The sequence below is a fragment of the Prochlorococcus marinus genome (genome assembly GCF_001180245.1).
GTDB lineage: Bacteria > Cyanobacteriota > Cyanobacteriia > PCC-6307 > Cyanobiaceae > Prochlorococcus_A > Prochlorococcus_A marinus_F.
This window is the reverse complement of sequence record NZ_CVSV01000131.1, coordinates 77,821-103,485: the sequence shown is the minus strand read 5'-3', so window position 1 is coordinate 103,485 and position 25,665 is coordinate 77,821. Positions and strand designations below refer to the sequence as shown.

30 protein-coding genes are annotated in these 25,665 nt (G+C 31.8%); 16 read left to right on the top strand and 14 right to left on the bottom strand.

Translation table 11 applies throughout. From position 1 onward, the window contains the following. The first annotated feature begins 15 nt into the window (after positions 1-15). Positions 16-276, top strand: a complete 261-nt coding sequence (locus tag AMO19_RS05810; RefSeq protein ID WP_011376025.1) for a hypothetical protein — start codon at positions 16-18, stop codon at positions 274-276. An 80-nt stretch (positions 277-356) separates the two neighbouring features. Further along, on the top strand, positions 357-1,115 hold the full coding sequence (gene tatC / locus AMO19_RS05805) for a twin-arginine translocase subunit TatC (RefSeq protein ID WP_075507685.1): 759 nt from the start codon (positions 357-359) through the stop codon (positions 1,113-1,115). Here tatC and AMO19_RS05800 read toward each other — a convergent pair. Continuing rightward, complete coding sequence (locus AMO19_RS05800) at positions 1,084-1,401, bottom strand: DUF3067 family protein (protein WP_075507684.1); 318 nt, start codon at positions 1,399-1,401, stop codon at positions 1,084-1,086. The two genes, tatC and AMO19_RS05800, sit on opposite strands and share 32 nt — an antisense overlap. 123 nt (positions 1,402-1,524) lie before the next feature. Between AMO19_RS05800 and petC the strand changes: the two genes are divergently transcribed. From petC to AMO19_RS05775, 5 genes are read left to right on the top strand one after another with little or no spacing between them, the layout of a single operon-like run. Further along, entirely contained in the window at positions 1,525-2,061 is a 537-nt protein-coding gene (petC, locus tag AMO19_RS05795; RefSeq protein WP_011817974.1) for a cytochrome b6-f complex iron-sulfur subunit, read from the top strand. Positions 2,062-2,086: 25 nt separating this feature from the next. Continuing rightward, complete coding sequence (petA, locus tag AMO19_RS05790) at positions 2,087-3,019, top strand: cytochrome f (RefSeq protein WP_373554002.1); 933 nt, start codon at positions 2,087-2,089, stop codon at positions 3,017-3,019. A 10-nt stretch (positions 3,020-3,029) separates the two neighbouring features. After that, positions 3,030-3,923 carry a prolipoprotein diacylglyceryl transferase gene (gene lgt / locus AMO19_RS05785; protein ID WP_075507683.1) on the top strand — a complete coding sequence of 298 codons (894 nt, stop codon included), beginning with the start codon at positions 3,030-3,032 and terminating at the stop codon, positions 3,921-3,923. Continuing rightward, a complete protein-coding gene (cobM, locus tag AMO19_RS05780; RefSeq protein WP_075508037.1) occupies positions 3,916-4,671 on the top strand; it encodes a precorrin-4 C(11)-methyltransferase in 756 nt (251 codons plus the stop codon). Before lgt ends, cobM begins: the two co-directional genes overlap by 8 nt. Positions 4,672-4,726: 55 nt before the next feature. Beyond that, entirely contained in the window at positions 4,727-5,221 is a 495-nt protein-coding gene (locus AMO19_RS05775) for a helix-turn-helix domain-containing protein (protein ID WP_075507682.1), read from the top strand. Here AMO19_RS05775 and AMO19_RS05770 read toward each other — a convergent pair. Continuing rightward, entirely contained in the window at positions 5,214-6,809 is a 1,596-nt protein-coding gene (locus AMO19_RS05770) for a Ppx/GppA phosphatase family protein (RefSeq protein ID WP_075507681.1), read from the bottom strand. The genes AMO19_RS05775 and AMO19_RS05770 overlap by 8 nt on opposite strands. 104 nt (positions 6,810-6,913) lie before the next feature. Between AMO19_RS05770 and AMO19_RS05765 the strand changes: the two genes are divergently transcribed. Next, on the top strand, positions 6,914-7,822 hold the full coding sequence (locus AMO19_RS05765; protein WP_075507680.1) for a 4-hydroxybenzoate polyprenyltransferase: 909 nt from the start codon (positions 6,914-6,916) through the stop codon (positions 7,820-7,822). 9 nt (positions 7,823-7,831) lie between these two features. Then, complete coding sequence (locus AMO19_RS05760) at positions 7,832-8,701, top strand: LD-carboxypeptidase (RefSeq protein WP_075507679.1); 870 nt, start codon at positions 7,832-7,834, stop codon at positions 8,699-8,701. Here AMO19_RS05760 and ispD read toward each other — a convergent pair. Continuing rightward, positions 8,698-9,372, bottom strand: a complete 675-nt coding sequence (gene ispD / locus AMO19_RS05755; protein WP_075507678.1) for a 2-C-methyl-D-erythritol 4-phosphate cytidylyltransferase — start codon at positions 9,370-9,372, stop codon at positions 8,698-8,700. The two genes, AMO19_RS05760 and ispD, sit on opposite strands and share 4 nt — an antisense overlap. Positions 9,373-9,464: 92 nt before the next feature. Here ispD and fabG point away from each other — a divergent pair, with 92 nt between their 5' ends. Next, positions 9,465-10,214 carry a 3-oxoacyl-[acyl-carrier-protein] reductase gene (gene fabG, locus AMO19_RS05750; RefSeq protein ID WP_075507677.1) on the top strand — a complete coding sequence of 250 codons (750 nt, stop codon included), beginning with the start codon at positions 9,465-9,467 and terminating at the stop codon, positions 10,212-10,214. On the opposite strand, the gene AMO19_RS05745 is transcribed toward fabG, so the two are convergent. Further along, positions 10,215-10,394: a hypothetical protein gene (locus AMO19_RS05745; protein WP_011862475.1), complete on the bottom strand. Its 180-nt coding sequence runs from the start codon at positions 10,392-10,394 to the stop codon at positions 10,215-10,217. A gap of 131 nt (positions 10,395-10,525) precedes the next feature. Here AMO19_RS05745 and groL point away from each other — a divergent pair, with 131 nt between their 5' ends. Then, a complete protein-coding gene (gene groL / locus AMO19_RS05740) occupies positions 10,526-12,271 on the top strand; it encodes a chaperonin GroEL (RefSeq protein WP_075507676.1) in 1,746 nt (581 codons plus the stop codon). Between the two features lie 89 nt (positions 12,272-12,360). Here the strand turns inward: groL and AMO19_RS05735 are convergent, their stop codons facing one another. Genes AMO19_RS05735 through AMO19_RS05715 form a run of 5 tightly spaced genes read right to left on the bottom strand, consistent with a single transcriptional unit; the run spans position 12,361 to position 16,566 of the window. Further along, positions 12,361-12,705, bottom strand: a complete 345-nt coding sequence (locus AMO19_RS05735; RefSeq protein WP_257008969.1) for a hypothetical protein — start codon at positions 12,703-12,705, stop codon at positions 12,361-12,363. Between the two features lie 7 nt (positions 12,706-12,712). Next, positions 12,713-13,537, bottom strand: a complete 825-nt coding sequence (locus tag AMO19_RS05730) for an ABC transporter permease (RefSeq protein WP_075507675.1) — start codon at positions 13,535-13,537, stop codon at positions 12,713-12,715. A gap of 48 nt (positions 13,538-13,585) precedes the next feature. Next, on the bottom strand, positions 13,586-14,602 hold the full coding sequence (locus AMO19_RS05725; protein WP_075507674.1) for an ABC transporter ATP-binding protein: 1,017 nt from the start codon (positions 14,600-14,602) through the stop codon (positions 13,586-13,588). Between the two features lie 39 nt (positions 14,603-14,641). Next, the gene (locus AMO19_RS05720; RefSeq protein WP_075507673.1) at positions 14,642-15,643 is read right to left on the bottom strand and encodes a heme o synthase; all 1,002 of its coding nucleotides are present in this window, start codon (positions 15,641-15,643) and stop codon (positions 14,642-14,644) included. Further along, positions 15,640-16,566, bottom strand: coding sequence for a COX15/CtaA family protein (locus tag AMO19_RS05715; RefSeq protein ID WP_075508036.1), 927 nt, complete (start codon positions 16,564-16,566; stop codon positions 15,640-15,642). Before AMO19_RS05715 ends, AMO19_RS05720 begins: the two co-directional genes overlap by 4 nt. Before the next feature lie 263 nt (positions 16,567-16,829). Here AMO19_RS05715 and coxB point away from each other — a divergent pair, with 263 nt between their 5' ends. The 4 genes from coxB to AMO19_RS05695 all read left to right on the top strand — a co-directional run bounded on the left by coxB (position 16,830) and on the right by AMO19_RS05695 (position 20,315). Then, entirely contained in the window at positions 16,830-17,633 is an 804-nt protein-coding gene (gene coxB / locus AMO19_RS05710) for a cytochrome c oxidase subunit II (protein WP_075449558.1), read from the top strand. Continuing rightward, positions 17,630-19,255, top strand: coding sequence for a cytochrome c oxidase subunit I (ctaD, locus tag AMO19_RS05705; protein WP_025923016.1), 1,626 nt, complete (start codon positions 17,630-17,632; stop codon positions 19,253-19,255). The genes coxB and ctaD overlap by 4 nt, the downstream gene beginning before the upstream one ends. A gap of 6 nt (positions 19,256-19,261) precedes the next feature. Beyond that, positions 19,262-19,864, top strand: a complete 603-nt coding sequence (locus AMO19_RS05700; RefSeq protein WP_075507672.1) for a cytochrome c oxidase subunit 3 — start codon at positions 19,262-19,264, stop codon at positions 19,862-19,864. Between the two features lie 97 nt (positions 19,865-19,961). Continuing rightward, complete coding sequence (locus AMO19_RS05695) at positions 19,962-20,315, top strand: AbrB family transcriptional regulator (RefSeq protein WP_075507671.1); 354 nt, start codon at positions 19,962-19,964, stop codon at positions 20,313-20,315. Between the two features lie 10 nt (positions 20,316-20,325). On the opposite strand, the gene AMO19_RS05690 is transcribed toward AMO19_RS05695, so the two are convergent. After that, positions 20,326-20,979, bottom strand: coding sequence for a riboflavin synthase (locus AMO19_RS05690; RefSeq protein ID WP_075507670.1), 654 nt, complete (start codon positions 20,977-20,979; stop codon positions 20,326-20,328). Between the two features lie 110 nt (positions 20,980-21,089). Here AMO19_RS05690 and AMO19_RS05685 point away from each other — a divergent pair, with 110 nt between their 5' ends. Further along, the gene (locus tag AMO19_RS05685) at positions 21,090-22,232 is read left to right on the top strand and encodes an aldo/keto reductase (RefSeq protein WP_075507669.1); all 1,143 of its coding nucleotides are present in this window, start codon (positions 21,090-21,092) and stop codon (positions 22,230-22,232) included. Here the strand turns inward: AMO19_RS05685 and AMO19_RS05680 are convergent. Genes AMO19_RS05680 through AMO19_RS05665 form a run of 4 tightly spaced genes read right to left on the bottom strand, consistent with a single transcriptional unit; the run spans position 22,221 to position 25,659 of the window. After that, the gene (locus AMO19_RS05680; protein ID WP_075507668.1) at positions 22,221-23,219 is read right to left on the bottom strand and encodes a hypothetical protein; all 999 of its coding nucleotides are present in this window, start codon (positions 23,217-23,219) and stop codon (positions 22,221-22,223) included. The genes AMO19_RS05685 and AMO19_RS05680 overlap by 12 nt on opposite strands. Beyond that, entirely contained in the window at positions 23,220-24,377 is a 1,158-nt protein-coding gene (cobT, locus tag AMO19_RS05675; RefSeq protein WP_075507667.1) for a nicotinate mononucleotide-dependent phosphoribosyltransferase CobT, read from the bottom strand. Between the two features lie 11 nt (positions 24,378-24,388). Further along, positions 24,389-25,027, bottom strand: coding sequence for a DUF2232 domain-containing protein (locus AMO19_RS05670; RefSeq protein ID WP_075507666.1), 639 nt, complete (start codon positions 25,025-25,027; stop codon positions 24,389-24,391). A 20-nt stretch (positions 25,028-25,047) separates the two neighbouring features. Further along, positions 25,048-25,659, bottom strand: coding sequence for a hypothetical protein (locus AMO19_RS05665; protein ID WP_075507665.1), 612 nt, complete (start codon positions 25,657-25,659; stop codon positions 25,048-25,050). Positions 25,660-25,665: the final 6 nt, after the last annotated feature.

The window sequence follows — 25,665 nt, the reverse complement described above, 5'->3', positions numbered from 1 at the left end:
AATTTTTAAATCTAAATGTTTGATTTTCTTTTAGGCACTCATGAATTTTTAGGAAATCATAGTTTTCCAGAATTTATTGTTGGATATCTATTTGGTGCTGCATTAATAATTGGAGCCCCTACTGTTTTCTTACTACTTGCCTTCGTAAGCGCTTTAATGAAAACAAATGGGAAAATGGGTGGATATCGAGAATATGAAACTTATGGTGAATCATCTTTAAATGATGCCCCTCCTTTCTTATTACCAGATCCAACAAATCCTAAATTAAGCAAATAATTAAGTTTATCAAAAAATAAATTAGACTTTGACATTAGTAGTTTTAAACCTTTTTCTTACACAATTTTTATCAGATAATAATGAAAGGTACAGGTCAAAGTGAAAAAAAATTATCAGATTCGATGTCTTTTAGTGATCATTTAGAGGAGCTTCGTCAAAGGATATTAAACTCAATTTACTCAATACTTATTTCAATATTCTTTAGTTTTCTCATCATAAAGCCATTAATATCTTTTTTAGAAATTCCAGCTGGAGATATTCATTTACTACAACTTGCTCCAGGAGAGTTTTTATTTGTCGCTATTAAAGTTGCAGGTTACAGCGGATTGATAGTTTCTATGCCTTATATTTTTTATCAAATAATATTATTCATTTCTCCTGGTTTAACAAAACAAGAAAAAAGCCTTATCTTGCCTGCAGTTTTTGGTTCAGGTCTTCTATTTTTTTTAGGATTAATTTTTTCATGGTGGATATTAGTCCCTGCAGCAATAAATTTCTTCATTAGTTTCGGTGCTGATATTGTTGAACCAACTTGGTCTATAGAAAGATATTTTGATTTTGTTCTCTTATTAATGTCTAGCACTGCAATAGCTTTTCAATTGCCAGTATTGCAATTTATTCTTGGTTCTCTTGGAATAATCACAACAGAAAAAATGATTTCAAATTGGAAGATAGTTGTAATTTCCTCTGCAATATTATCTGCAGTGATTACCCCTTCAACTGACCCATTGACTATGTCATTGCTATCTATATCGATTGTGTTTTTATTTTTTGTGGGTACTGGATTAACTTACTTATCAGAAAATCTTAAGTCAAAAACTCTTTCATCTTCTCATTAAGATCTAATTGCAAGCTGACAGCTCTACCTAACCTTGGCTTAGCATTGACTTTCTTTAGCCATTCCCTTACTTCTTCTGAATATCCACATCTATTTAAAATCTCGATTTTATCAGCTATCGATTTTTTATATTCAACTTCACTTAAAGGGAATGATTCCTGTCCAAGAAATCCCCACATCATTTGAAAATACACGAATTTCCCTCTTCTAAAGAGTCTAAAATCATATTTTTTTCCCCAGCGATGAATCAAATAATGTATAACTTCATCTACTAGCAATGGGTTCATTTAAATCAATTAATTAAGACTTCCTAAACTTTTACTTTAAATTATTAAAAGTCCTATCTATTTGCAACAGAAATTGAACTATTTGCTCCATAATAACTAATAAATAACAGAACCAAGTAGCGAATGACTCAATTAAGTTCCAATGATGTGCCTTCTATGGGTCGAAGGCAATTTATGAATCTTCTTACATTTGGAACTGCAACTGGTGTAGCTTTAGGAGCCCTTTACCCTGTAGCGAATTATTTCATGCCTCTAAGAGCAGGAGGTGGTGGAGGTGGAACTTCTGCGAAAGATGAATTAGGTAATCCAATAACTAAGACAGGTTGGTTAGCTACCCATCAAGCAGGAGACAGAAGTTTAGTTCAGGGTCTAAAGGGAGATCCTACTTATTTAATAGTTAATGAGGGTGGGGAAATAGGAGAATTTGGTTTAAATGCAATTTGTACTCATTTAGGTTGTGTTGTCCCGTGGGATAGTGGTGCTAATAAATTCATATGTCCTTGTCATGGCAGTCAGTACGATACTAACGGGAAGGTAGTAAGAGGGCCTGCGCCTTTATCTTTAGCTCTAGCTCATGTCGATATTGAAGATGATGCTGTACTCGTCAAACAATGGTCAGAAACTGACTTTAGAACTAATGAAAATCCATGGTGGGCATAAAAAAATGAAAGGTCTTAAAAATCAAATCATGAAAAAAACAAGTTTATTTATCTGTACTCTGCTTTTCATTTCAAGCATTGTATTTTATCCAAAGATCAGTTTTGCCTATCCATTTTGGGCGCAGCAAAACTACGAATCCCCAAGAGAAGCCACAGGTAAGATAGTCTGTGCAAATTGTCATCTCGCTCAGATGCCTACAATTGCAGAGGTTCCCCAATCTGTTGGAGCAGACAGTGTTTTCAAAGCTGTAGTCAAAATACCCTACAAAAACGATTTAAAAGAGATAGGGGCTGATGGTTCGGAAGTCCCATTACAAGTTGGTGCTGTTGTAATGCTGCCTGATGGCTTTAAACTTGCTCCACAAGAAAGATGGACCGAAGAAATAAAAGAGGAGACAGAAGGGGTTTATTTCACTAATTACAGTGAAGAGAAAGATAATATCATTATTGTCGGACCTTTACCTGGCGATACCAATAAAGAAATCGTTTTCCCTGTACTTTCCCCTGACCCATCCACTAATAAAGAATATCACTATGGAAAATACTCTTTACATATTGGAGGCAATAGAGGTAGAGGTCAGGTATATCCAACTGGAGACAAGAGCAATAATGTAGTATTCACTTCTTCCACCGCAGGAACTATAAATTCAATAGAAACAAATGAAGATGGTAGCTATAAAGTCAATATAGAAAACGATAATGGTGAAATAACTACTGAAGAAGTCCCTATTGGTCCTCAACTTATCGTTAAAGCGCAAGACAAAATTAATGTAGGTGACCCTCTTACTAATGATCCCAACGTTGGTGGCTTTGGACAATTAGATGCTGAGGTTGTACTCCAGAGCCCTTACAGAGTTATTGGATTGATTGCATTCTTCATTGGTGTAGGCTTAACACAAATACTTTTAGTATTAAAGAAAAAACAAGTAGAAAAAGTGCAAGCAGCAGAGGGTATCTAACTTTCTCTTAATGCTTATACTTCAAGCTTTTATACAATCTCCAGGAGAAACTTTTTTAAATTTAGGATTTATAACTATTAGATGGTACGGATTTCTTATTTCGGTTTCAGTTTTAATAGGCTTATTTGTCTCTAAAAAACTAGCAAAGGCCAGAAATATTAACCCAGACTTCATTAGTGAAATACTTCCATCATTAATAATCTCTTCAATAATTGGAGCTAGAGCTTATTACGTAATTTTTGAGTGGAGGCAATATAGCGGAGAAAACTTTTTTACTTCTTTTGAACTATTCAATAACATCATTCAAATACCTTCTTTTCTTGCAGTTTGGGAAGGAGGCATAGCAATCCATGGAGGTCTAATTGGAGGATTAATATCTATTATCTATTTCTGTAAGTCGAAAAAAATTAATTTAAAAACTTTTATAGATATATTAATACCCTCGATTATTCTTGGACAATCAATAGGAAGGTGGGGAAATTTTTTCAATAATGAAGCCTTTGGGGTTCCTACAAATTTGCCTTGGAAATTATTTATACCTATCCAAAATAGGCCTTTAGAATTTATTAATTATGAATTTTTTCATCCTACATTTCTCTATGAGTCATTGTGGAATCTTTTAATTTTCATCGTCCTTATTATTACCTTTAAAAAACAAACTAAAACAGATTTTTTCAGGCCTGGCTTTATTAGCTGTCTTTATTTAATAAGTTATAGCTTTGGAAGATTCTGGATTGAAGGTTTAAGAACTGACCCACTATGCGTTGGTGGACTTCCACCTTTCTGTAATGGCGGCATAAGAATGGCTCAATTTATAAGTATTTTTCTATTTTCTTCTGGATTAATTGGAATATTTTTTTTAAGATTAAGAACATATAGTGGAAAAAATAGAAAGAATGGATAACAAAATTTCTTTTATTGGCGTTGGTCCAGGCGATCCAGAATTATTAACTTTAAAAGCATTAAAAAAGATAAAAATTGCAGATGTCATTATTTGGACTGATTCTCTAATTCCGGAAAAGATTTTAGATTCTGCTAAAGAAGGTTCTGAAAAAATAAAAACGAGTTCACTTAACTTAGAGCAAATCACCTCAATTATGATAGAAAAATTTCAGGCAGGGAAAACTGTTGTGAGGTTGCATGACGGAGACCCTTGTCTTTTTGGAGCAATTAGAGAGCAAATCGAAATTTTAAAAAACGAAAAAATTGAAATTGAGGTTGTTCCTGGAGTAAGTGCTTTTCAAGTTGCTGCAGCATATCATGAAGCTGAGTTAACCATCCCTGACGTAACGCAAACAATAATTTTAACTAGAGCAGGAGGGCGAACAGGGATGCCCGAAAAAGAATCTCTGAAAGATCTTGCGAAACACAATTCATCTATATGTCTATATCTAAGTGCTAGGCATGTGAAAAGGTCTCAAGAAACTCTACTAGAGTTTTACCCTCCAGAGACTAAAGTTATTGTTGGATTTAGAGTATCTTGGGATGATGGTTGGACATCATTAATAGAATTAAAAGATATGGAAAAATTTTCTATTGAGAAAAAACTAATTAGAACAACCATTTATATAATTAGCCCAGCAATTAGTAATTTTCAAAAAAGATCTAATCTTTATAATCCATCTTATAGGCATCTTTTTAGGAATAAATAATCTTAAAGTTGATAGAAAAATATTAATCACTATAATTAGTAAAAATTTATTTGCTTTGAAAGAAATAAAATCTGTTTCGGAAAACAACAATAAAGGAGAAAATTCCTCTTTAAAGAGAATTGGAAATTTCATTAAAGAGGCAAGGTTAAGTAGAAATCAATCTATTGAAGAATTGGCTTCTGATTTAAAAATTGGAGCTCATCAACTTGAAGCCATAGAAGAGGGTAACGAAGAAAAGCTACCTGAAAAGGTATTCGTCAAAGCAATGATTAGAAGGATTTCACAGAAGCTCAAACTTGATACAGATTTTATAATGGCTGAATTCAAAACAGAGAAGAAAGAAGTGAAAATTGAAGAAATAGTTGAAGAAGTTTCCAAAAAAAATTACAAGCCTAGGCAATCTAAGAATCTTAATCCAGTAGGGTTCCTAACATTTATTTTAATTTCAGGCTTTCTGGGACTAATCGCATCATCCTTAATTTTCAATTTATTTTCAGACTCTTCTAAAAATCAAACTCCAAAACAAGAACTTATTAAAAAAACTAAATAACTTTTAAATCTAAATTCTTTAGTTCTTTTATTACATTACGGCATAATCCTAAGTTCCATTTTTCAAGTAGAAGATCATTGTTTCTATCGAAAGGTAGGAGTTCAAATGTAAGAATGTTTTCCTGCAATTTTATTTGAACTGAGGAAATTACTTTATCAGGTCTTTGATCAAGAGATGCTGCTAGTCTCAAAATTAATGACATTTCAAGAACTAATGTTTTATCTTCTTTAGATATTAAGTTTTGCCAAGACTCATGTCTTTTCTTGGGTAGAGTCTTTCTATGGTATCTGGCAATTGAAGCAATAACATTTGTTTCTGCTTCAGAATATCCCAACAACTCACAATTTTTAATTAAGTACCAAGAGTGTTTGTGATATGAAACTACATTCACGAATTTCCCGCAATTATAAAGATTAGAAGCTGCCCAAAGAAGTTCTTTAGCTTTAGGGTCATTATCGCTATGAAAGATATTTTTAGTCTGATCATAAATTTGAAAGGCAATATCAATAACTTTCTCAACTCTTGTATTATCTACTCCAAACTTTCTAGCCTGATGAACTATAGTTGTTTTTCTAATATTGCTTTGAATATTTAACTCGTTTTTAATTATCCCTTTACGAAGCATCCAATCTACAACTAAACCCTCTCGAAGAGCCCTCTCACTTATTATTAATTCATTAAAGTTCAACATCTCCATTGCTGTGCTTAATATCAATGCTCCTGGAATAATTATTTCTGCTCTTCTCTCACTTAATGTAGGTATTTTCTTGATTTCAGAAACCGGTAATTTGAGTAGTTTTTCCAACAAATTTTGCAAATTTTCCCTTTTAAATTTATAACCATGCAACTTTTGTTTAGATTCTCCTAAATCATCTGAAATCAAATTTCCTAATGAGGTTGCAGTGCCACTGGTTGCAATCATAGATAAAGGCTTATCTCCCTTAGATCTACTCTTTATTTTTCGAACAGATGGTTCTAAAGATCCTTTGATAAAAGTTGTTAGAAAAATTGATCTTTCTGAATTTATAGAATCTTTATTTAAAAAATCATTTTTAAGTCTTACTGCACCAATTCTAGAACTGGTAAGAGCTATGGCATCTTTTTTATCTGCAAGTATTAACTCTGTAGATCCTCCTCCAATATCTATGATTACAAAAGACTGATCTTCAAAAGCCATACCAGAAAGAACACCAAGGTAAATTAATCTGGCTTCCTCAGAACCACTTATCATTTCTATTTGAATATCAGTTTCATCAAGAACTCTTCTAATAAAATCTTGCCCGTTTGGAGCCTCCCTAACTGCACTTGTTGCTGCTGTTACTATTTGTTTTACTCCATTACTTTTACAATATTCCTTAAATCGCTTAAGAGTAACTAATGCTCTTTGGATTGATTCTTCAGTAAGATTACCCTCCTCATCTCTTTCTCCAAGACGAGTGGTTGATTTATCAGTGAATTTTATTGAAAACGATTTTAACTCTAGATTAATTTCTGCTATCAAGAGATGTGTAGAGTTAGTTCCAATATCTATAGAAGCTACTAAAATTTGATTTTCTTGAAAATATCTTAAATCTTGTTTCTCTATCATTTCTTTTAATAAGATACAGATATTTTTAATCCATTAATAAATATACCCAAGATTGATTATTAAATAATAGAAATCATTTAATCCTAGTAAGATTATTTAAAGTTATGAAATATACAATAGGTCATATGCAAAATAAAAATCTACAAATCAAATTAAGTCCTTTTTTTGAATTATTAAGGTGGAATAAGCCTACTGGAAGAATTATCTTACTCATTCCTGCTGGATGGAGTTTATATTTAACCCCAGATGCTAATCCAACATTTTTAATGTTGCTAAGAATAATCCTGGGAGGGCTACTAGTAAGTGGATTAGGCTGCGTAGTTAATGATATTTGGGACAAAAAAATTGATCAAAGAGTTTTCAGGACAAAAAATAGACCTCTAGCCGCAAATAAAATCGGCCTTAAAACAGCTTATTCAATTCTTTTCTTTTTGATTTTATGTAGTTTCTTTCTAACTTTGTCACTGCCTGAACCTGGCAGAATTCTCTCCATTTCACTTGCTTTTTTAGCTCTACCTATTATTTTAATTTATCCTTCTGCCAAAAGATGGTTTAAATATCCTCAATTAATCTTATCAATATGCTGGGGTTTTGCTGTCTTAATTCCCTGGGCCGCAAATGAAGGCAATTTAAATAGCATTGTTTTATTGTTTTGCTGGCTAGCCACTATTTTTTGGACTTTTGGCTTTGACACAATTTATGCTTTAGCAGATAAAAAATATGATATCAAAATTGGAATAAATAGTTCCGCTGTTAACCTTCAGAACAATACAAGAATAACTATTCAAATTTGTTATTTATTAACTTCTATTTTTCTTGCATTATGCGGATTTATTAATCAAATGAATTTTATTTTTTGGCCAATTTGGCTGTCAACTGCAATCTTAATGCAGCGAGATATACTAAAGGTATTCCCTGAAGAGAAGCAGTCTATAAAAAAAATTGGGAATCACTTCAAAAATCAATCAATTTATGGAGGATTTCTTTTATTGGGAATTATTATTGCCTCATAAATTCTAAAAATGGTCTTTAGATTAAAAAAAGGTGATTTAATAGATATTTTAGCTCCTGGCTCCTTTATTGATGAAGTAGAAAATTTTCAAAAAGGTATAGAAATCTTAAAAAACTGGGGCTTGGAAATTAATGAAAATAATTCTCTGTCAAAAAAGTTTGGTTATTTTGCAGGTGATGATCTAAGTAGATTTGAAGAACTGGAAAAAGCACAAAATAGTAAGCTAATAATTTTTGCAAAAGGAGGCTGGGGTTCAGCAAGAATATTAGAAAAAGAACCTTCTTGGCAGCATGGTTTAATGCTTGGATTCTCAGATACATGTTCTTTATTACTATCTAAATATTCTCAAGGATTTATAGGTTCTATTCATGGGCCCATGGTTACAAGCCTTTTCAAAGAGCCAGAGTGGAGTCTTGAGAGATTAAGAAATTTACTTTTTGAAGGCTATGTTGAGGACATAAGAGGAATTCCGTTAAGAGGTGGGAAAGCTAAAGGAGAAATTATCGTTTCTAATTTAACTATTACTACTTTTTTAATTGGTACTAATCACTTTCCAGATTGTAAAGGGAAAATAATAATTTTTGAAGATATTAATGAAGATATTTATAAAATTGATCGCATGTTGACTTACCTAAGAATGACTAGAACAATTACTGAAATTGCTGGTATTGGATTCGGAAGTTTTTCTAATGATTCCTGCGACCTTGAATGGAAAGATTTACTAAAAAACTGCATTATTGAAAGACTCCAAGAGTTTGATTTTCCTATTCTTTTTGACCTACCAATAGGCCACATATCGGGGAATGCTTGCATTCCTTTAGGATACGAAGCCACCTTAAATGGTGATAACGGCATTCTTAGTATCGATACACCTTTTTAACTAGGATTCTTCACAAAAAGTTTTGCTATTTTCAAATCTATAGGGGACGTAATTTTTATATTTGAATAAGTTCCTTCAATAATCTTCACTTTCCAATTAAGCATTTCGAATAGTGAGGCATCATCTGTGACTTTCCAGTTTTTATCAATTGCCATCTTATGAGCTTTTTTTAATCTATCTACTAAAAAGCCCTGAGGAGTTTGCGCTGCCCATAAATAATTTCTATCTGGTGTTTCTTTAATAAAACCTTCATTATCAACAATCTTTATTGTGTCAGTTACTTTAGTAGCCAAAATTACGGCTTCATTTTCATCTAATTGATTGGCACAAAGGTCTATCAATTCAGGATTAATTAGACATCTAGCACCATCATGTATTAAAACTTTTTTAGCATCTTTTGGTAACGCTATTAAACCATTTAAAACTGACTGTTGTCTGGTGTCACCACCATTAATCCAATGAACTTTTTGAGCAAACTCCTTTGCTGAGTTTAATAATAAATTTTTATCTTTCGGTTGCCCAATTATTCCAACCCAGTTTGTTGAGCTTGCAGAAAATACAGATTTAAGCGTCCAATAAATCAAAGACTCTCCCTCTAAATCAATAAGTAATTTATTTTTTCCAGCTTTCATTCTGGTACCACTCCCTGCAGCTGGTATTAAAAAATGCACAATAGAAGGACTTAATATTTTCTAGACAATTATAAATAAAAGCAATATCTTTACACAAATAGTACTACGATTGAAAATTATAAAATTTCATAATGTCCAATACAGATTCATTATCAGGCAAAGTTGCTTTAATCACTGGAGCTAGCAGAGGAATTGGCAAAGAAATTGCTTTAGAACTAAGCCGCTTAGGAGCAGAAGTGTTTATTAATTACTCTTCTTCTGATGAAAAAGCTGAAGAAGTTGTAAATTCAATAAAAATTTCGGGAGGTAAAGCTCATAAATTAAAATTTGATGTATCAAGAGAGGATTCCGTCAGTTCAGCTTTTGAAGAAATCATAAAAATTAATGGCTCCATTGATATTCTTATTAACAATGCTGGTATTACTAGAGACGGACTATTGATGAGAATGAAATCGGAACAATGGGATGATGTATTAAATACAAACTTAAAAGGGGTTTTTCTTTGTACAAAATATGCTTCAAAATTTATGATGAAAAAAAGAAGTGGTAGTATCGTAAATATTTCATCTGTTGTTGGAATAATTGGTAATCCCGGTCAAGCAAATTATTCTGCAGCTAAAGCTGGAGTTATTGGATTCACCAAAACTTGTGCTAAAGAATTTGCTTCAAGAGGTATAAACGTAAATGCAATAGCTCCAGGCTTTATAGAAACAGAAATGACTGAAAAACTTAATACTGAAGAGATACTTAAAGTTATCCCTTTAGGAAAATTAGGAAGTTGTACTCAAATTGCAAACTTAGTGTCATTCTTAGTTTCAAGTAATGCTGGAAGCTACATTACAGGGCAAACAATAAGTATAGACGGTGGTATGAGTATTTAATTATGTACTTTCATAAGGCTGGCCTAATTCATCTCTTAGCCTTCTAATTTTCTGTAAAAGTTTAAGTCTTCGACTTCTAGCAGTTAATGTCAAGAAAAATCTTAAAGGAAAGTAAATTAATGTCATAGCAATCGCGAGGATTGCGGTAAGAGTAAAAATAAGATTATTTGTTTCTTCCATAACTTAAAGATACTCTTATTTGAGTTAATTGGTACGTCTCATGAAAAGAAATTCGGCTTTCCCCACTTAATTAAATATCCCTTAAAAATGATTCTATGGGAGATTAGAATAAGACTAAAGATCGAGTAAACATGGCTAAACAGTTAAGTTTTTCTAACGAATCAAGAGAAGAGCTAGAAAAAGGTGTGAATTTTGTAGCTAATGCAGTAAAGGTTACTATTGGGCCAAAAGCAAAAAACGTTGTAATAGAAAGGAAATTTGGTTCGCCGGATATAGTAAGAGATGGATCTACAGTTGCTAAAGAGATCGAGATTGAAAACCCTATTTCTAATTTAGGTGCGAAATTAATAGAACAAGTTGCATCCAAGACAAAAGAGTCTGCTGGAGATGGGACAACAACAGCAACCATTTTGACTCAGAAGATGGTTCAGGAGGGATTAAAAAATATTGCTTCTGGTGCCAACCCTATGGAGTTAAAAAAAGGTATGGAGGCAGGCCTAGCTTTTGTTTTAGAAAAATTAAGTTCCAAAAGTATTTCATTAAGTGGTTCTGATATCCAAAAAGTTGCAACAGTTAGTGCTGGAGGTGATGAAGAAATTGGATCTATAATTTCAAAAGCAATGGATATTGTTACTTCAGATGGTGTAATAACTGTTGAAGAATCTCAATCATTAGAAACAGAATTAGATATAACTGAAGGAATGTCTTTTGATAGAGGTTATAGTTCTCCATATTTCGTAACAGACCAAGAAAGACAAGTTTGTGAACTTGAAAACCCTAAAATATTAATAACTGATCAAAAAATCTCAACTTTAGTTGATCTAGTTCCAATACTTGAAGAAATTCAAAAGGCAGGCTCACCTTTTCTAATTCTTGCTGAAGATATTGAAGGAGAGGCTTTAACCACTCTGGTTTTAAATAAGAATAGTGGGGTTTTAAATGTAGCTTCCGTTAGAGCTCCGTTATTTGGGGAGAGAAGAAAAGCTGCCCTTGAGGATATTGCAATTCTTACAGGGGCTAAGTTAATTAGCGAAGATAAATCAATGAAACTTGATAAAGTATCGATTAATGATTTAGGCAAAGCAAAAAAAATAACTATCACAAAGGATAAAACTACAATTGTTGCCTTCGAAGACACTAAGGATTTAGTTAAAGCGCGAGTAGAGAAATTAAAGAGGGAAGTTAATATAACTGAATCTGAGTATGATCAGGATAAAATCAATGAAAGGATAGCCAAACTAGCCGGAGGAGTAGCTCTTATCAAAGTAGGAGCTGCTACAGAAACAGAGATGAAGTATAAAAAGTTGAGAATCGAAGATTCCCTTAATGCTACGAAAGCTGCTATTGAAGAGGGTGTTGTTTCTGGAGGAGGACAAACTTTAATCGAAATATCAGATGACCTTTTAAATTTAAGTGAAACATCTTCAGATGATTTAAGAACAGGGATAAATATAGTCAAAGAAGCCCTTTTGGAACCAACCAAACAAATAGCAAAAAATGCTGGTTTTAATGGAGATGTAGTTGTCGCTGAAATTAAAAGACTTAATAAAGGCTTTAATGCTAATTCAGGAAAATATGAGGATTTAAAAGATTCAGGAATCTTAGATCCAACCAAAGTAATAAGATTAGCTCTTCAAGATTCAGTATCTATTGCAGCTATGCTCCTTACAACAGAAGTTGCGATGGCAGACATTCCAGAGCCTGAAGCTGCAGCCCCTGAAGGACCAGGTGGAGATCCAATGGGAGGAATGGGTGGCATGGGAATGCCAGGAATGGGTGGCATGGGAATGCCAGGAATGGGTGGCATGGGAATGCCAGGAATGGGTGGCATGGGAATGCCAGGAATGGGTGGCATGGGAATGCCGGGTATGATGTAAAAGCTAACTAGCTTTTTTATCGTTGTTAATCCACTTTCTTAAATTTTTAATGTAAGGTAGGGGTAATTTTGGGGTTTCAGTAAATTGATTTATTTTATTAGAATTTTGATTTTTGCTAGATATTTCATTGCTTCTAGGAGTTTCCAGGCCATTTGATTCCATCTTTGTTTCTTCATTATTTTCATAAGTACTTCATCAATTAAAGATATCTGTTCTTGATTTTCTTCATGTACTTCATCAATTAAAGATATCTGTTCTTGATTTTCTTCTTCACACTGATTTTCTTTTTGTAGTGAACTATGGATTAATAAATCATTTAATGAATCAATCCCAAATCTATGGACCCACTTAAGAACAACATTTTCTTTAAGCAAAAAATTATTTTCTAAAGAGGCTTTTTTAAAAACTTCTATTAAATGATTTTTTAAAAGCATAAAATTTCTAATTTAACTTTCTATTTAACAGAGGCCTTATAATAATCAAGGATAAAACTGTTAAAGAAAATAAAATTGAGATACAACTCTTACAAGTTAAATCACCATATGGGGCATGTAAAGCCACTAATTCTAAATCCATGGTTTGTGTATAGGCAGTCCTAATAGGTTCAATAGCAAAAGTTAATGGATTTAATGAAGCTAACCAGCCCAGCCAATTTGGCATAAAAGAGATTGGAGCTAAAGCAGTACTCGCAAATAGAAGAGGTAAATTTATTACGAATATAAGAGCGATTAATTCAATATGTCCCGGCAAAACAAACGCTAAACATAAACTTATTGATGTCACAAAAAGAACTAATAAAATTAGTGTTGTAAATACAATTCCTAAACCATATAAGTTGGGCCATCCATAACCCAAAATGTATGAAACAATCATTATTACAATACTCTGAACAAAGCTCAAGATTGTTATGTAAAAAAAAGAAGATAAAACTATGGATAATCTACTGGTTAAAGGAGCCACAAGTAATCTATTAAGAAATCCAAACTCTCTATCAAACATTAAAGGGAGACCAGAATTTAGGGCTCCGCTAAAAGCAGTAAAAACAATAAGTCCTGCTCCTAAAAAATTACCATAAGAATCAACACCTGGTAAAAAACCTTCAGGAGCTTTAGAGAATAATGCCCCAAATAAAAAAAGCCAAATTATTGGTTGTAATATTCCTGCGAAAAGAGTTGATGGTCTTCTTTTTAATTGAATAAATAATCTCTTTGTTAAGGCAAATGTTTCTTGATATAAAAAAAATAAATTATACTGTTGTAATTCCATAATTAGCCGTAATTAGTATTCATTATAGTTAGTTAACCAAAAGTTTTTTTATCGCATGGATTGCTTTGATTCTTTTTTTAGGTCTCTTTTCCCTGCCATAGAAATTTCAGCATCCAATAATGTTTTCCCAGTTGCCTGAAGATATACATCATCCAAGCTTGGCTGACTTTGGGTAAGAGAAAAAATTTCAAACTTTGAGAAAGCCAATTCAACTTTTAGCTTCGTAAGTAAATCTTTTTGCTTATCTGCTACGAAATTTATCGAGAACCCTTGAGCTTCATTTACGATAATCTGACTAATTCCATCTATTGAAGATAAAATTTTAGATATATTATTCGCTTCTTCCTGATTACTAAATTCTCTTACTTTCAAAGTTACTCTATCTCCTCCTAATTTATTTTTGAGCTCTGCAGGAGTCCCTTTTGCTATAACTCTTCCATCATCAATTATCACTAATCTGTCTGCCAATTTATCTATTTCATCAAGATAGTGACTGCTTAAAATAATGGTCATTCCATTATTTCTCAAATCTTTCAAAAGTTGCCATATAATATTTCTACTTTCAATATCTAAACCAACTGTAGGTTCATCCAAAATTAATACTTGGGGCAAATGTAAAAGTCCAGCTGCTAGATCTATTCTTCTTTTCATTCCCCCTGAATAAGTTCCGCACTTACGATCAATCCAATCATTCATTTCTAATTGATCTATTAATTTATTTATCCTTTCAAATTTTTTATTTTTGTTGATGTGATATAAATCTGATTGAAAATCCAAAAGCTCTCGTCCAGTTAATATTTTATCAAGTGCAATGTCTTGGGCAACATAACCAATTAATTCTCTAATTTTCCTTGAATTTTTTATCACATTAATATTATTTATAAAAACTTCTCCACTATCAGGCTCTATTAAAGTAGCAAGTATTTTTATTAGTGTTGATTTGCCAGCACCATTTGGGCCTAGTATTCCGAATAATGTGCCAGCTTCAATTTCTATCGCTAAATTTTTTAATGCCTTGATATCTGAATAAGATTTTGAAAGCCCTTTTACTTTTATATAATCCATCAAACTTACAATTTACTTAAAAAACATTTTACATCTAATTTAATTACTAAGCAGGGATACTATAGATAAAAATATCTGCATAGATTGCTGCTCAAATTCTACAGATAGTTGGGTTCTGGAAATTAATAACAAAAGACAAATACCAAACATATATAGAATAGACCACCTAAAGAGAGACTTTGCTCTTGAAAGATCATCAGGAGATTTCTTTAATTCATTTATTAATTGCAAAAGTCTTCCATTAAATGGCAATAACATAATTCCGTATAAAAGACCCCCTTCAGGCAAGGCAAAAACTCCCATAAGACTCATTAAAATTGTTGCCCATCCATAACGAGAAATCGCTTTAGCAGTAAAAACAGATCCTTTAACAGAGGGGAGCATAGGAATACCAACTGATGCGTAATCATCCTTCAACAAAATTGCAAGTGCCCAAAAATGAGCTGGGGTCCATAACATTACTAAACCAAACAACCACAAACCACTAAGACCTACATGCCCTGTAGCAGCAGATGCTCCAACTAAAGGTGGTATCGCACCAGCAACTCCTCCGAAAACAATATTTTTTGTTGTACGAGGTTTCAAAATAACTGTATATAAAATTACGTAGCTAAACAAACCAAGAAGAGTTAATCCCGCAGCCAAATAATTTACACCACTTACTAAAAGCATCGAGGCTGCCAAAGTACATGATACGGCAGCTAAAAATACAGTCTCAGATGACAACTTTCCAGCTGGCAATGCTCTTTTGCTAGTTCTTGTCATCCTCTTATCTAACTCCATTTCCCACAAGCAATTAAGAGCTCCAGCTGCTGCTGCTGCCAAAGCTCCGCCTCCTAAAGTACAGATAAGTTTCGGTGAAGACAAAGGCCATTCTTCAGTTAAAGCCATTCCTCCCAAAGTTGTTGCCAGTAAAAGTGGGATTAATCTGGGTTTTGCCACTTCAAGCCAAGGCGGCAAAGTTATTTTTTTTCTAGAAGGTACAACTTCATCCCTAATTGAAGATTTATAGTTCAAGTTTTCTAAGTTACTACTGTTCATGAATTGATACCAACCATTTGAGAATTTAGGGAGTGGTTTAGACCTTTTTTGGTAAAAGGATTTCTAAAAATTAATGTTGTTAATATCGCAATAAATAAAGAGGCGTTAAGTTGATGACCAATAATAAAAATAGGTTCATTCAAATTTGTTTTAAGACTTAAAACACCCAAAGCAATTTGGGAAAACAATAGAAAAATAAGTGCTGAGAGATATTTCCAATTTTCATTTAGCAAACTTCTCTTATAAATTGCAGTAGCAATAATCAATAGAATTGAAAAAGCAATTGGAAAAGCAAATAATTTATGAGTATTTAGAATTAGACATTGTTTATTAAAAGATAAACAAATATGTGCTGACCAGGTTGAAGAAAGCCTTACTCCAATAAAAGATTGAATAAGAGTAAGTAAAAGAGGAAAAAACAATAAAAATCTCCACCAAATTAATGGCTCTTCTATATCGTCATTTTCTAAATTTTGATTTATTGAAATTGTTGTGATGAGAAGTAGAAAAGCTATTAAAAGATGGCCAGTAACAGTATATGAATCAAGCAAGTTTATTACTGTTAAAGCTCCTAAAGATCCTTGGACAATAACGAGAAAAAGTAATAGTGAATAAGTTTTAGGTAACCAATTTGGAATTTCATTTTTCCATATAATTGAAAGGGAAAATTTAAAAAGAATTAATATGCCAACCAGAAAAGCATCTAGACGATGAAACCACTCTAGAAATACTCTTAGGTTCATATGATTAAAAGGCAAAAAAGATCCATAACATAATGGCCAATCTGGGCAGGCAAGTCCAGCCTCCATGACTCTAGTAGCACCTCCAATTACGATTAGTGCAATAAGTGCCATTACACTATGACTTCCCAACCTTTTAAAAATTGTCAGATATTTTGATTTATATAATTGATTATTAATCAAATGGTTAAAACCTATTATTTTGCATAATAAATTAGATTTAAAAACCAAACATTAATTAAAAATTAATATGTTTAATTTAAAAAATAATTTACTAATTTAATCTTTTTTCCCTGACAATTAACTCTAAAAAGTTATTAATAATACGCCTTTTATTTCATAAATCTTAAGAAGTTGTGAATTTAAATGTTTTTCTTTTAACAAAGGATGCAGGATTAAAAAAATTGAATATCTTGAGGATATAAATACAAATTTTTAGAGCTCAATTGTTAAATAAAAACTTTTATTTAATTCTAATTATTTCCCTTGTTTTTGCTATATCTTTTTGGATTGGTTTTAATGTAAATTTGCTCCCAGCTGAAGCAAGTATTAACGCACCAATTTACGATGAACTTTTTAAAATTCTTTTCATCATTGGATTAATCATTTTTATAGGAATGACAATAGCTGTTATATACAGCTTATTTAAGTTTAGGAAAAGAAATGATCAGATAGGCGATGGCATAGCCTTAGAGGGAAATTTAAGCTTAGAAATTGTATGGACAATTATCCCTTCAATAATTGTTTTATTAATTGGTTTATATAGCTACAACATCTACGATCGAATGGGAGGGATGAAAGAACTAAATCATAACCACGAAATGATGAGTTCTAATACTGAAAAAATTTGGGCTGGAATAAGTCAAACCTCTGATAATGAAATAGCAATAAATAATTTATCAATTGAAGTTTCAGCTATGCAATTTGCATTTCTATTCAATTATCCCAAGGGCAATTTCATATCAGGTGAACTACACGTTCCTGTTGATCAAAAAGTATCAATGAAAATGGAATCCAAAGATGTGATTCATGCTTTTTGGGTACCAGAGTTCAGAATTAAACAGGATATTATTCCTGGACAACCGACTATTCTAAATTTCACTCCAACAAAAGTAGGAAAATATCCGATTATTTGCGCAGAATTATGTGGTCCATATCATGGAGGAATGAGAGCCTCCATAATTGTTGAAGAAGAATCTGATTACAACGAATGGTTTAACAAAAATAAAAAACCAGAGGTAAATTTATGACAATATCAATTGATCCACAAAAAACTAATAATGAAAGTCTTCAACCTAAAGGCTGGCTTAGATACTTTAGTTTTAGCCTTGATCATAAAGTAATTGGGATACAATACTTAGTCTGCGGTTTTCTTTTCTATTTAATAGGCGGAACCTTAGCTAGCGCTATAAGAATTGAACTAGCTAGTCCGATGTCTGACTTTATGCCGAGAGATGTATATAACCAAGTTTTAACCCTTCATGGAACAATAATGATTTTTCTATGGATAGTGCCTGTAGTTAACGGTGCTTTTGGAAATTATTTAATTCCATTTTATGTAGGTGCTAGAGATATGGCATTCCCAAGATTGAATGCTGTAGCTTTTTGGTTAATTCCTCCTTCAGGTTTGATGCTGGTAGCAAGCTATTTTGTTGAGGGTGCTGCTCAGGCTGGATGGACGGCTTATCCTCCTTTGAGCATAACTACTCCTCAATCAGGACAAATTATTTGGATTCTGAGCGTTCTATTACTTGGAGGCAGTTCTATATTTGGTGGAATAAACTTTATCGCGACCATTATCAAATTAAGAAGGCCAGGATTAAAACTTATGCAATTGCCAATGTATTGTTGGGCAATGCTAGGGACAAGTCTATTAGTTGTTTTGTCAACTCCTGTTTTAGCAGGCACTTTAATTCTACTTAGTTTCGATATCATCGCTAATACAGGTTTTTTCAATCCTGTTTTAGGTGGCAATGTCGTAGTTTATCAGCATTTATTTTGGTTTTATTCTCATCCTGCTGTATACATTATGGTCCTTCCTGCCTTCGGTTTAGTTAGTGAAATACTTCCTGTACATGCTAGAAAACCACTTTTTGGATATACAACAATGGTTTTTTCAATAATGGGGATAGTAGTTTTAGGTTTAGTTGTTTGGGCACATCACATGTTTACAAGTGGGACCCCCCCTTGGATGAGATTGTTCTTTACTATTGCAACAGCATTTATTGCTGTTCCAACAGGTATAAAATTTTTCAATTGGGTTGCAACATTATGGGGAGGTAAAATTTCCATCAATAGTGCAATGTTATTCTCTTGCGGATTTATTATAAATTTTGTTTTTGGAGGTATTACAGGGGTTGCTTTGGCACAGGTACCTTTCGATATTCACGTACATGATACCTATTTCGTTGTAGCCCATTTTCATTACATAGTTTATGGAGGGACTGTTTTTATTATTTTCTCTTCCATTTATCATTGGTTCCCCAAAGTAACTGGGAAAATGCTCAATGAAAAATTAGGAATTTTACACTTTATCATTACTTTTATTGGATTTAACTTGTGCTTCGCTCCTCAACATTGGCTTGGTTTAAATGGAATGCCAAGAAGAGTTGCAGAATATGATCCTCAATTCCAGTTCGTTAATCAAATTAGTAGCCTTGGGGCTCTTTTGATGGCTATAAGTACAATTCCTTTTTTAATTAACGTATTCCTTAGTGTGAGAAATGGAAAAAATGCTGGAGATAATCCATGGAATGCTCTTACACCTGAATGGTTAACATCTTCTCCACCTCCAGTTGAAAATTGGGAAGGAGAAGCTCCATTAGTTGAAGAACCATATGGTTACGGTAAAGAAATTTCTGAACAGAAATAAAAACATATGACAACACTAGATAGCTCAAAAGAAATTCAAAAAAATAATTCTGAAGTTAATGAAACACATGAAGACTTCAGAATGTTTGGTCTTATAACTTTCCTAATTGCGGACGGAATGACTTTTGCTGGATTCTTTGCTGCTTATTTAACTTATAAAGCAGTAAATCCATTACCAGATGGTGCTATTTATGAATTAGAACTACCAATACCTACTCTCAATACAATTTTGTTACTTGTTAGTAGTGCAACTTTCCATAAAGCAGGCAAAGCACTTTTAAAAGATAAAAACTCAGATTCCCAAAAATGGTTATTTTTTACTGCTTTTCTTGGAATTATATTTTTAATATGTCAATTATTTGAATATTTTCATTTACCTTTTGGATTAACCGATAATTTATTTGCAAGTACTTTTTATGCTCTTACTGGTTTTCATGGATTACATGTCACTTTAGGCACTTTGATGATTTTAATTATTGCTTGGCAATCGAGAATGAATGGCGGAAGATTAACCAGTCAAAATATGTTTCCATTGGAAGCTGTTGAATTGTACTGGCATTTTGTAGATGGAATATGGGTTGTTTTATTTATTATTTTGTATCTTTTATAAAAAACTAAATTTCAAAAATTAAATATATTTTTTATTAATTTATATTGCCACAGTTCTCCTTTTTAGTAAGAATATATAATTATGAATTTGTCAGATAATGCTAGAAGGAAAAGAACTTCTTGAAAAAGCAAAGTTATTAAGTAAAAAATCTGAAGATGAGATAGCAAAAGGTTGTGGGTACGTAGGTCCAAGTGGAAGAATCTTAAGAAAAAGTTTCTATAGGGCGCTTATCGAAGCTAAGGGTTACAAAATAGGAAAGGGTCGTTTGGGGAAAAATGGTAATAGAGCTTCAAGAGGCAGACAGACAGAATTCAAAACTAAAGTTCATGGCAATGGGAACCTATTAATTGGTCATGCCTACACCAAAAAATTAGGTCTAGAACCTGGTCAGGAATTTAAAATCGATCTTAAAAAAGAGTCAAAAACAATTTATCTGATTCCATTAAATTAAAAAATATATTTTACCAACCGTTTTCTTTAAGCCACTCGGAAGAAATATTATTAGAAGATAAATCTTTATTACTATTTTTATTAAATAAAAGTAATTTCTCTACATATTTAATTAGTGCATCTGCCTCAAGGTTTACGCTGTCACCGATATTTAATTTATTCAGATTTGTTTTATGCCAAGTATGAGGAATTATCGCAATAGTAAATATTTCTCCTTCCCGCTCATATTTTGCAATCGTAAGACTTATACCGTTTACACAAATACTACCTTTATTAACTACATATTTTGAAAAATTATTATTTTTCCACTTTATTGATAAGAGCCAAGATTTCTCTAATTTTTCTATATTCTCCACTGTTCCAAGGCCATCAACATGTCCGCTGACTATATGCCCTCCTAGACGGTCAGACACCCTAAGAGCAGGCTCTAAGTTAACAATCTGATTCAGGTTCGACTTTACTCCTAAAGTTGTTTTTTTTAATGTCTCCTCACTAACATCAACAGTAAATTTATTTTGAAAAATCTCTTTAACTGTCAAACAAATTCCATCAACAGCTATGCTGTCACCAATTGCCATATCAAATAAATTATCTAGAATTTCAATTTCTAAAATATTTTTTTCTTGTCTTAGTTTTCCAACTGATTGAATTATTCCTGTAAACATAGTTTAAAAAAATATTTTTGCAAAATTTTGTATTTACTTTAATTTACTTTAAATCATTTTCAACTATAAATAAATTAAAGAGTAAATAAAAAGAAATTGATCATATTTAGATGATTATTAATTCACAAAAAAGATCATTTGGTAGAGGGGCGAAAGTGAGCTTGTTCACTTTGGGGACAATGCGAGCGACTGAAAGTCTCGAAAAAATGTATAGCATAATAAAAAATGCATATTATGTAGGAATTAACCACATAGAAACAGCACCCTCTTATGGTGATGCTGAATCACTTATTGGAAATTCAATAAAAAAATTAGCAATAGAAGAGAATATAAAAGAAAAAAATTGGGTGATTACTTCCAAAGTTTTACCAAAGGGAGATTTTGCCTTTTTAAAAAATAATTTTAAAAAGTCTCTTAAAAATTTAAATCGCGAGAAAATTAATAATCTTGCAATTCACGGACTCAACTTAAAACAACATCTAGATTGGGTTATTTCTGGAGAGGGTAAGAAATTCATTTCGTGGATACTTGAGAAGGAACTAGTTGATCAAGTCGGTTTTAGTTCTCACGGAAGTTATTCACTAATTCAAGATGCAATTAACTGTGAAGTTTTTAATTTTTGTAGTCTTCATTTACATTATTTAGATCAATCTAAGATTGCTTTAGCAGAGGAAGCTATAAAAAAAGGTATGGGAGTTTTAGCAATATCACCTGCAGATAAAGGCGGTAGATTGTATTCTCCAAGTGATATTTTGTTAGAGGCCTCTAAGCCTTTTCATCCATTAGAATTAGCGTATCGATTTCTTCTCGCAAAAGGCATTACAACTTTATCCTTGGGGGCGACAAACAAAAAAGATTTTGAATTTGCGCATAAACTTAGAAACTCATTTGAGAAGCTTACAAAACTTGAAAAAAGCGCCCTTAATAAAATTAAGGAAGTTTCTAATGAAAGATTAAACTCAACCAAATGTGAACAATGTAGATCTTGTCTTCCATGTCCAAATGAAGTGCCTATTCCAGAAATACTTCGTTTAAGAAATATATCTGTTGGTTATGGCCAATTAGAATTTGCAAAAGAAAGATACAATTTAATAGGAAAAGCTGGCCACTGGTGGGAAGAAAAAAATTCCTCATTTTGTCAAGAATGTAATAAATGTGTTCCTAAATGTCCTAGTAAATTAGATATACCAAATTTATTAAAGGAAACTCATAACTTATTAATTGAAAATCCTACAAAAAGATTATGGGGATAAGGACTCATTCCAGATATTTTTAAGATTAATTTTTTGTTCATTTGTTAAGACAGGGAAAGACCAACTATTTTCCCAACATTTCTCAGAAGGTCCTGAGATGGGGAGCATTTCAGTTTTATATTTACTTTGCAAATAATCACTATTGAATGGAAGATACCAACCCTGGCTAACTAATTTATCTACTATTGATTTATTTTCTAAAGATTTAATCCATTTCATTAATATTGCATTATTTAGATTTGATCGACTAAGTAGAAAATGCCACATCAAAGGTACGCCTTGGCTAGGGAAAACTAAAGAAAGCCTTGGGTCTATTTTTAAATATTTTGAACAAAGACTATAAGGAACTATTGCGACAATAGCATCAGAATTAATCAACCAATTGAGCATATTTTTATCATCAAATAACATAGCTTGGCTTTTGAGTTTTTTTAAAGAATTAGATGAATTAATTTTTTGAGCAATTGACAATATTATTCTGGGACTTTGAGGAAAAATAATTTTCCCAGTTAATTTTTCAGAAAGAAGAAAATTCCAAGATGTTCTTGCTGAAGTTATTAATTCTTTATTATTTTTAATGATGATTGTATAGGGTACTACGCCAATAGGAAATAATTTACTCTTCTGATTTTGATTAAAGCTTCCCAAAAAATCTATTGATCTCTTATCCAAATTTTCGAACAGTGCATATTCATTTATTTTTTCAAATTCTGAAAAATCTATACTAGAAATCCATCCATCATTTATTAAAGTAAAGTCAGAATTCAAAATTGTGTTTCTATTTTTTTGTAGCTGAATATTTTCAAAATTAATTTTTTCCTGCTTCCAATCTTTTGGAATCGTATCTTTAAAAGATTCTGGATAAAAAGAATTTTGTAATGCAATTTTTACTTTATTAGGCAGATTACTGCAAGAGTTTAAGAAAAATAAAAGCGAAAGCTTCCCAAAATTTAAAAATTCTCTTCTGGTTGCAAATTTTGAAAACATTCAGCAATCCTTCTCTAAAGAAATTTGACCTAGGCCCTTCATCATTTCCAGATTTTGTTGACACAATGAAACTATTTCTTCATTTTTAAATCCATCTAAGAAAGCAAGCAATGATATTCCACCAGCACCTACACCTTCTTTTACATGACCTAATTCATAATCCTTCAATTCTTTGTATTTTGAAGATTTAAAATTTAAAGGACTTGCTAAACCTAATAATTTGACATCATATTTTTCATTAATTAGATTTACTAAATCATTTAGAGAATTATCTTTCACAAGCCACCCAGTTGTTGCAATAAAAACATCTTCAATAAATTCATCTTTATTTTTTTCGCCTAAAAATTCTAATACAAGCAAAATGACTGCTAACATTTGACTTCCTCCAGACAATATTACAGGTTGTTTTGCTAACCTGGCACCAATTAATAGACCCATTGAAAAAGCTTGGAAAGGATCACCTACTGCCGCGACAACATCAAAAGAGTCAAAATCAGCCTTAAAATTCGCATTTAAAAGTCCCCTTTTAATTATCTGCCTTCTTAGTTCTCTTGGAGCTTTAAATAAACTACTCCCTACTAAATTAGATACCTGCAAACCAAAAGCTTCCATTACTGCCTGAGCAGTTGTGGTGCCCCCAGGTACAGATTCAGAAATTAAAACTGATTGTTTTAAGGATTTTCCTATCGCAAGACCTTTCTCATAGAGATTTAAAACTCTCTCTTTAGTCATCGATTTACCAGTAGTAAGACAATTTGATGGGCCCAAATTTCTATCTTCTACAACCAAATGATTAAAATAAGGCTTTGCTCCTATTCCCAGAGGAACAATAACTGGATAAGTATTTATCAGCTTTGAACAAACATGACTGATTAGGGCCGGAGTTACTCCTGCATTGAGAAGAGGCAATTTATATTTGTGATCTTTTGAAGCACCCTCAAGTAAAAATTCAGCATCTGCGAGAGCAGTTTTTCTCCTCGATTTTGGATTAATACCTGCTGCGGAAATTCCTGGAATTTGTGATGTGTTAGTGCCAGCAATTATAAGAAATATTTTTAAATTTTTAATATTCTTTTTCAGTATTTCTATCTTATTGAGTTGTCTTTTTTTATTGGATTTATTTCCAAAAAAATTTATCCCTAATTCTTTACTGTACATTCTTACTTTTTTTAATTATTAAAATCAACTAAGCTATTTAACAATCTTGGAGGATCTGGGATAGTTAATTTAAATCTAGGAAACAGAGAATAGGCAACTACATGTACAGTTAAAACATAAACTATTTCTTGAAAAATTATTAATAAAATTGCACCTAGTTGTATACTCAAAATTGAGGGATATAAAGGTAAATTAAATAATCCAATTAACTTTTCTATTAGACCATAACTCGCTCTAGTAATTAACACCCAAAGATTATCGCCAACCAAAGTAGATAATGCTATTACTCTTATTAAAAAGCCAAGGGTTCCAATAACAACACCCCCAGTTAAACTAATTTTCCAACTCTTTTCTTTAAACCAACACCAACCTAGCCAAAAAGCCAAAATCCCATAAGGAAATAAAAATAAAGTTCCTCTAATAGGACCCATAATTATGAATAAAAGTAGAAATTGTATTAAAAGTCCTTCCAATGCAATTTTACTTCCCCTTCTCAAGTGCAACAAGATCATTGGGAGAGGTAAAATCAATCTTAATAAAGCTCCCCCAATTGGCAGATAATATAATGCAACCCATAATAAAGATGAAAGAGATGCTAAATAAGAGGTCTCGACGATATTTAATGCTTCATTTTTTGTTGTTATTTTCATTTTTTGTTAAATATTTTTAATTAATTTTTATTCATACTTTTATTTTTTGAATCTAAGATCCGTTCAATCTTTTCTATTTCAAAATTTACCTCAGAATTACTTAATATGGAACTCAACTCTTCAGTAGGATCTTTTGGATCTACATCTTTTAAGATGAATATTATTTTGTAAGATTGAAGATCCATATTTTTTTTTCTTATAGATTTCTTAATTTTTTTATTTTTTATATCATTAATTTCTTTTTTTTCTTTTTCTAAATTTGTATCCTTTTTATTTTCAGGAACACTTTTTGGGTTTTCTACTTTTTTAATTTTTTTAATTTTTTTATTTTTTTTATCATCAAATTTTTTGTTTTCTTTTTCTAAATTTATATCGTTTTTATTTTCAGGAACATTTTTTGGCTTTTCTACTTTTTTAATTTTTTTATTTTTTTTATCATCAAATTTTTTGTTTTCTTTTTCTAAATTTATATCGTTTTTATTTAATAAGTTATTTTGTAAATCTTCATTTTTCCTTGTTTTTTCTAAATCATTAAAACTACTTTCAAGAAAATTTCCAATCCTCCCTCCAGAGCATGATTGCAAGAAAATTAAAAATATTAATAAAAAAAATTCTTTTTTTTTTAAAATCATATTTTT

What these genes read in the sequence shown, in the direction of transcription:
- AMO19_RS05685 (WP_075507669.1), top strand. Translation starts at nt 21,090, where the DNA reads ATGATTATTAATTCACAAAAAAGATCATTTGGTAGAGGGGCGAAAGTG.
- AMO19_RS05665 (WP_075507665.1), bottom strand. Translation starts at nt 25,659, where the DNA reads ATGATTTTAAAAAAAAAAGAATTTTTTTTATTAATATTTTTAATTTTC.
- cobT (WP_075507667.1), bottom strand. Translation starts at nt 24,377, where the DNA reads ATGTACAGTAAAGAATTAGGGATAAATTTTTTTGGAAATAAATCCAAT.
- cobM (WP_075508037.1), top strand. Translation starts at nt 3,916, where the DNA reads ATGGATAACAAAATTTCTTTTATTGGCGTTGGTCCAGGCGATCCAGAA.
- fabG (WP_075507677.1), top strand. Translation starts at nt 9,465, where the DNA reads ATGTCCAATACAGATTCATTATCAGGCAAAGTTGCTTTAATCACTGGA.
- AMO19_RS05720 (WP_075507673.1), bottom strand. Translation starts at nt 15,643, where the DNA reads ATGAACAGTAGTAACTTAGAAAACTTGAACTATAAATCTTCAATTAGG.
- AMO19_RS05800 (WP_075507684.1), bottom strand. Translation starts at nt 1,401, where the DNA reads ATGAACCCATTGCTAGTAGATGAAGTTATACATTATTTGATTCATCGC.
- AMO19_RS05730 (WP_075507675.1), bottom strand. Translation starts at nt 13,537, where the DNA reads ATGGAATTACAACAGTATAATTTATTTTTTTTATATCAAGAAACATTT.
- AMO19_RS05770 (WP_075507681.1), bottom strand. Translation starts at nt 6,809, where the DNA reads ATGATAGAGAAACAAGATTTAAGATATTTTCAAGAAAATCAAATTTTA.
- AMO19_RS05765 (WP_075507680.1), top strand. Translation starts at nt 6,914, where the DNA reads ATGAAATATACAATAGGTCATATGCAAAATAAAAATCTACAAATCAAA.
- AMO19_RS05810 (WP_011376025.1), top strand. Translation starts at nt 16, where the DNA reads ATGTTTGATTTTCTTTTAGGCACTCATGAATTTTTAGGAAATCATAGT.
- AMO19_RS05680 (WP_075507668.1), bottom strand. Translation starts at nt 23,219, where the DNA reads ATGTTTTCAAAATTTGCAACCAGAAGAGAATTTTTAAATTTTGGGAAG.
- AMO19_RS05700 (WP_075507672.1), top strand. Translation starts at nt 19,262, where the DNA reads ATGACAACACTAGATAGCTCAAAAGAAATTCAAAAAAATAATTCTGAA.
- petC (WP_011817974.1), top strand. Translation starts at nt 1,525, where the DNA reads ATGACTCAATTAAGTTCCAATGATGTGCCTTCTATGGGTCGAAGGCAA.
- tatC (WP_075507685.1), top strand. Translation starts at nt 357, where the DNA reads ATGAAAGGTACAGGTCAAAGTGAAAAAAAATTATCAGATTCGATGTCT.
- ctaD (WP_025923016.1), top strand. Translation starts at nt 17,630, where the DNA reads ATGACAATATCAATTGATCCACAAAAAACTAATAATGAAAGTCTTCAA.
- lgt (WP_075507683.1), top strand. Translation starts at nt 3,030, where the DNA reads ATGCTTATACTTCAAGCTTTTATACAATCTCCAGGAGAAACTTTTTTA.
- AMO19_RS05745 (WP_011862475.1), bottom strand. Translation starts at nt 10,394, where the DNA reads ATGGAAGAAACAAATAATCTTATTTTTACTCTTACCGCAATCCTCGCG.
- AMO19_RS05695 (WP_075507671.1), top strand. Translation starts at nt 19,962, where the DNA reads ATGCTAGAAGGAAAAGAACTTCTTGAAAAAGCAAAGTTATTAAGTAAA.
- AMO19_RS05670 (WP_075507666.1), bottom strand. Translation starts at nt 25,027, where the DNA reads ATGAAAATAACAACAAAAAATGAAGCATTAAATATCGTCGAGACCTCT.
- AMO19_RS05760 (WP_075507679.1), top strand. Translation starts at nt 7,832, where the DNA reads ATGGTCTTTAGATTAAAAAAAGGTGATTTAATAGATATTTTAGCTCCT.
- AMO19_RS05725 (WP_075507674.1), bottom strand. Translation starts at nt 14,602, where the DNA reads ATGGATTATATAAAAGTAAAAGGGCTTTCAAAATCTTATTCAGATATC.
- AMO19_RS05690 (WP_075507670.1), bottom strand. Translation starts at nt 20,979, where the DNA reads ATGTTTACAGGAATAATTCAATCAGTTGGAAAACTAAGACAAGAAAAA.
- groL (WP_075507676.1), top strand. Translation starts at nt 10,526, where the DNA reads ATGGCTAAACAGTTAAGTTTTTCTAACGAATCAAGAGAAGAGCTAGAA.
- AMO19_RS05735 (WP_257008969.1), bottom strand. Translation starts at nt 12,705, where the DNA reads ATGCTTTTAAAAAATCATTTAATAGAAGTTTTTAAAAAAGCCTCTTTA.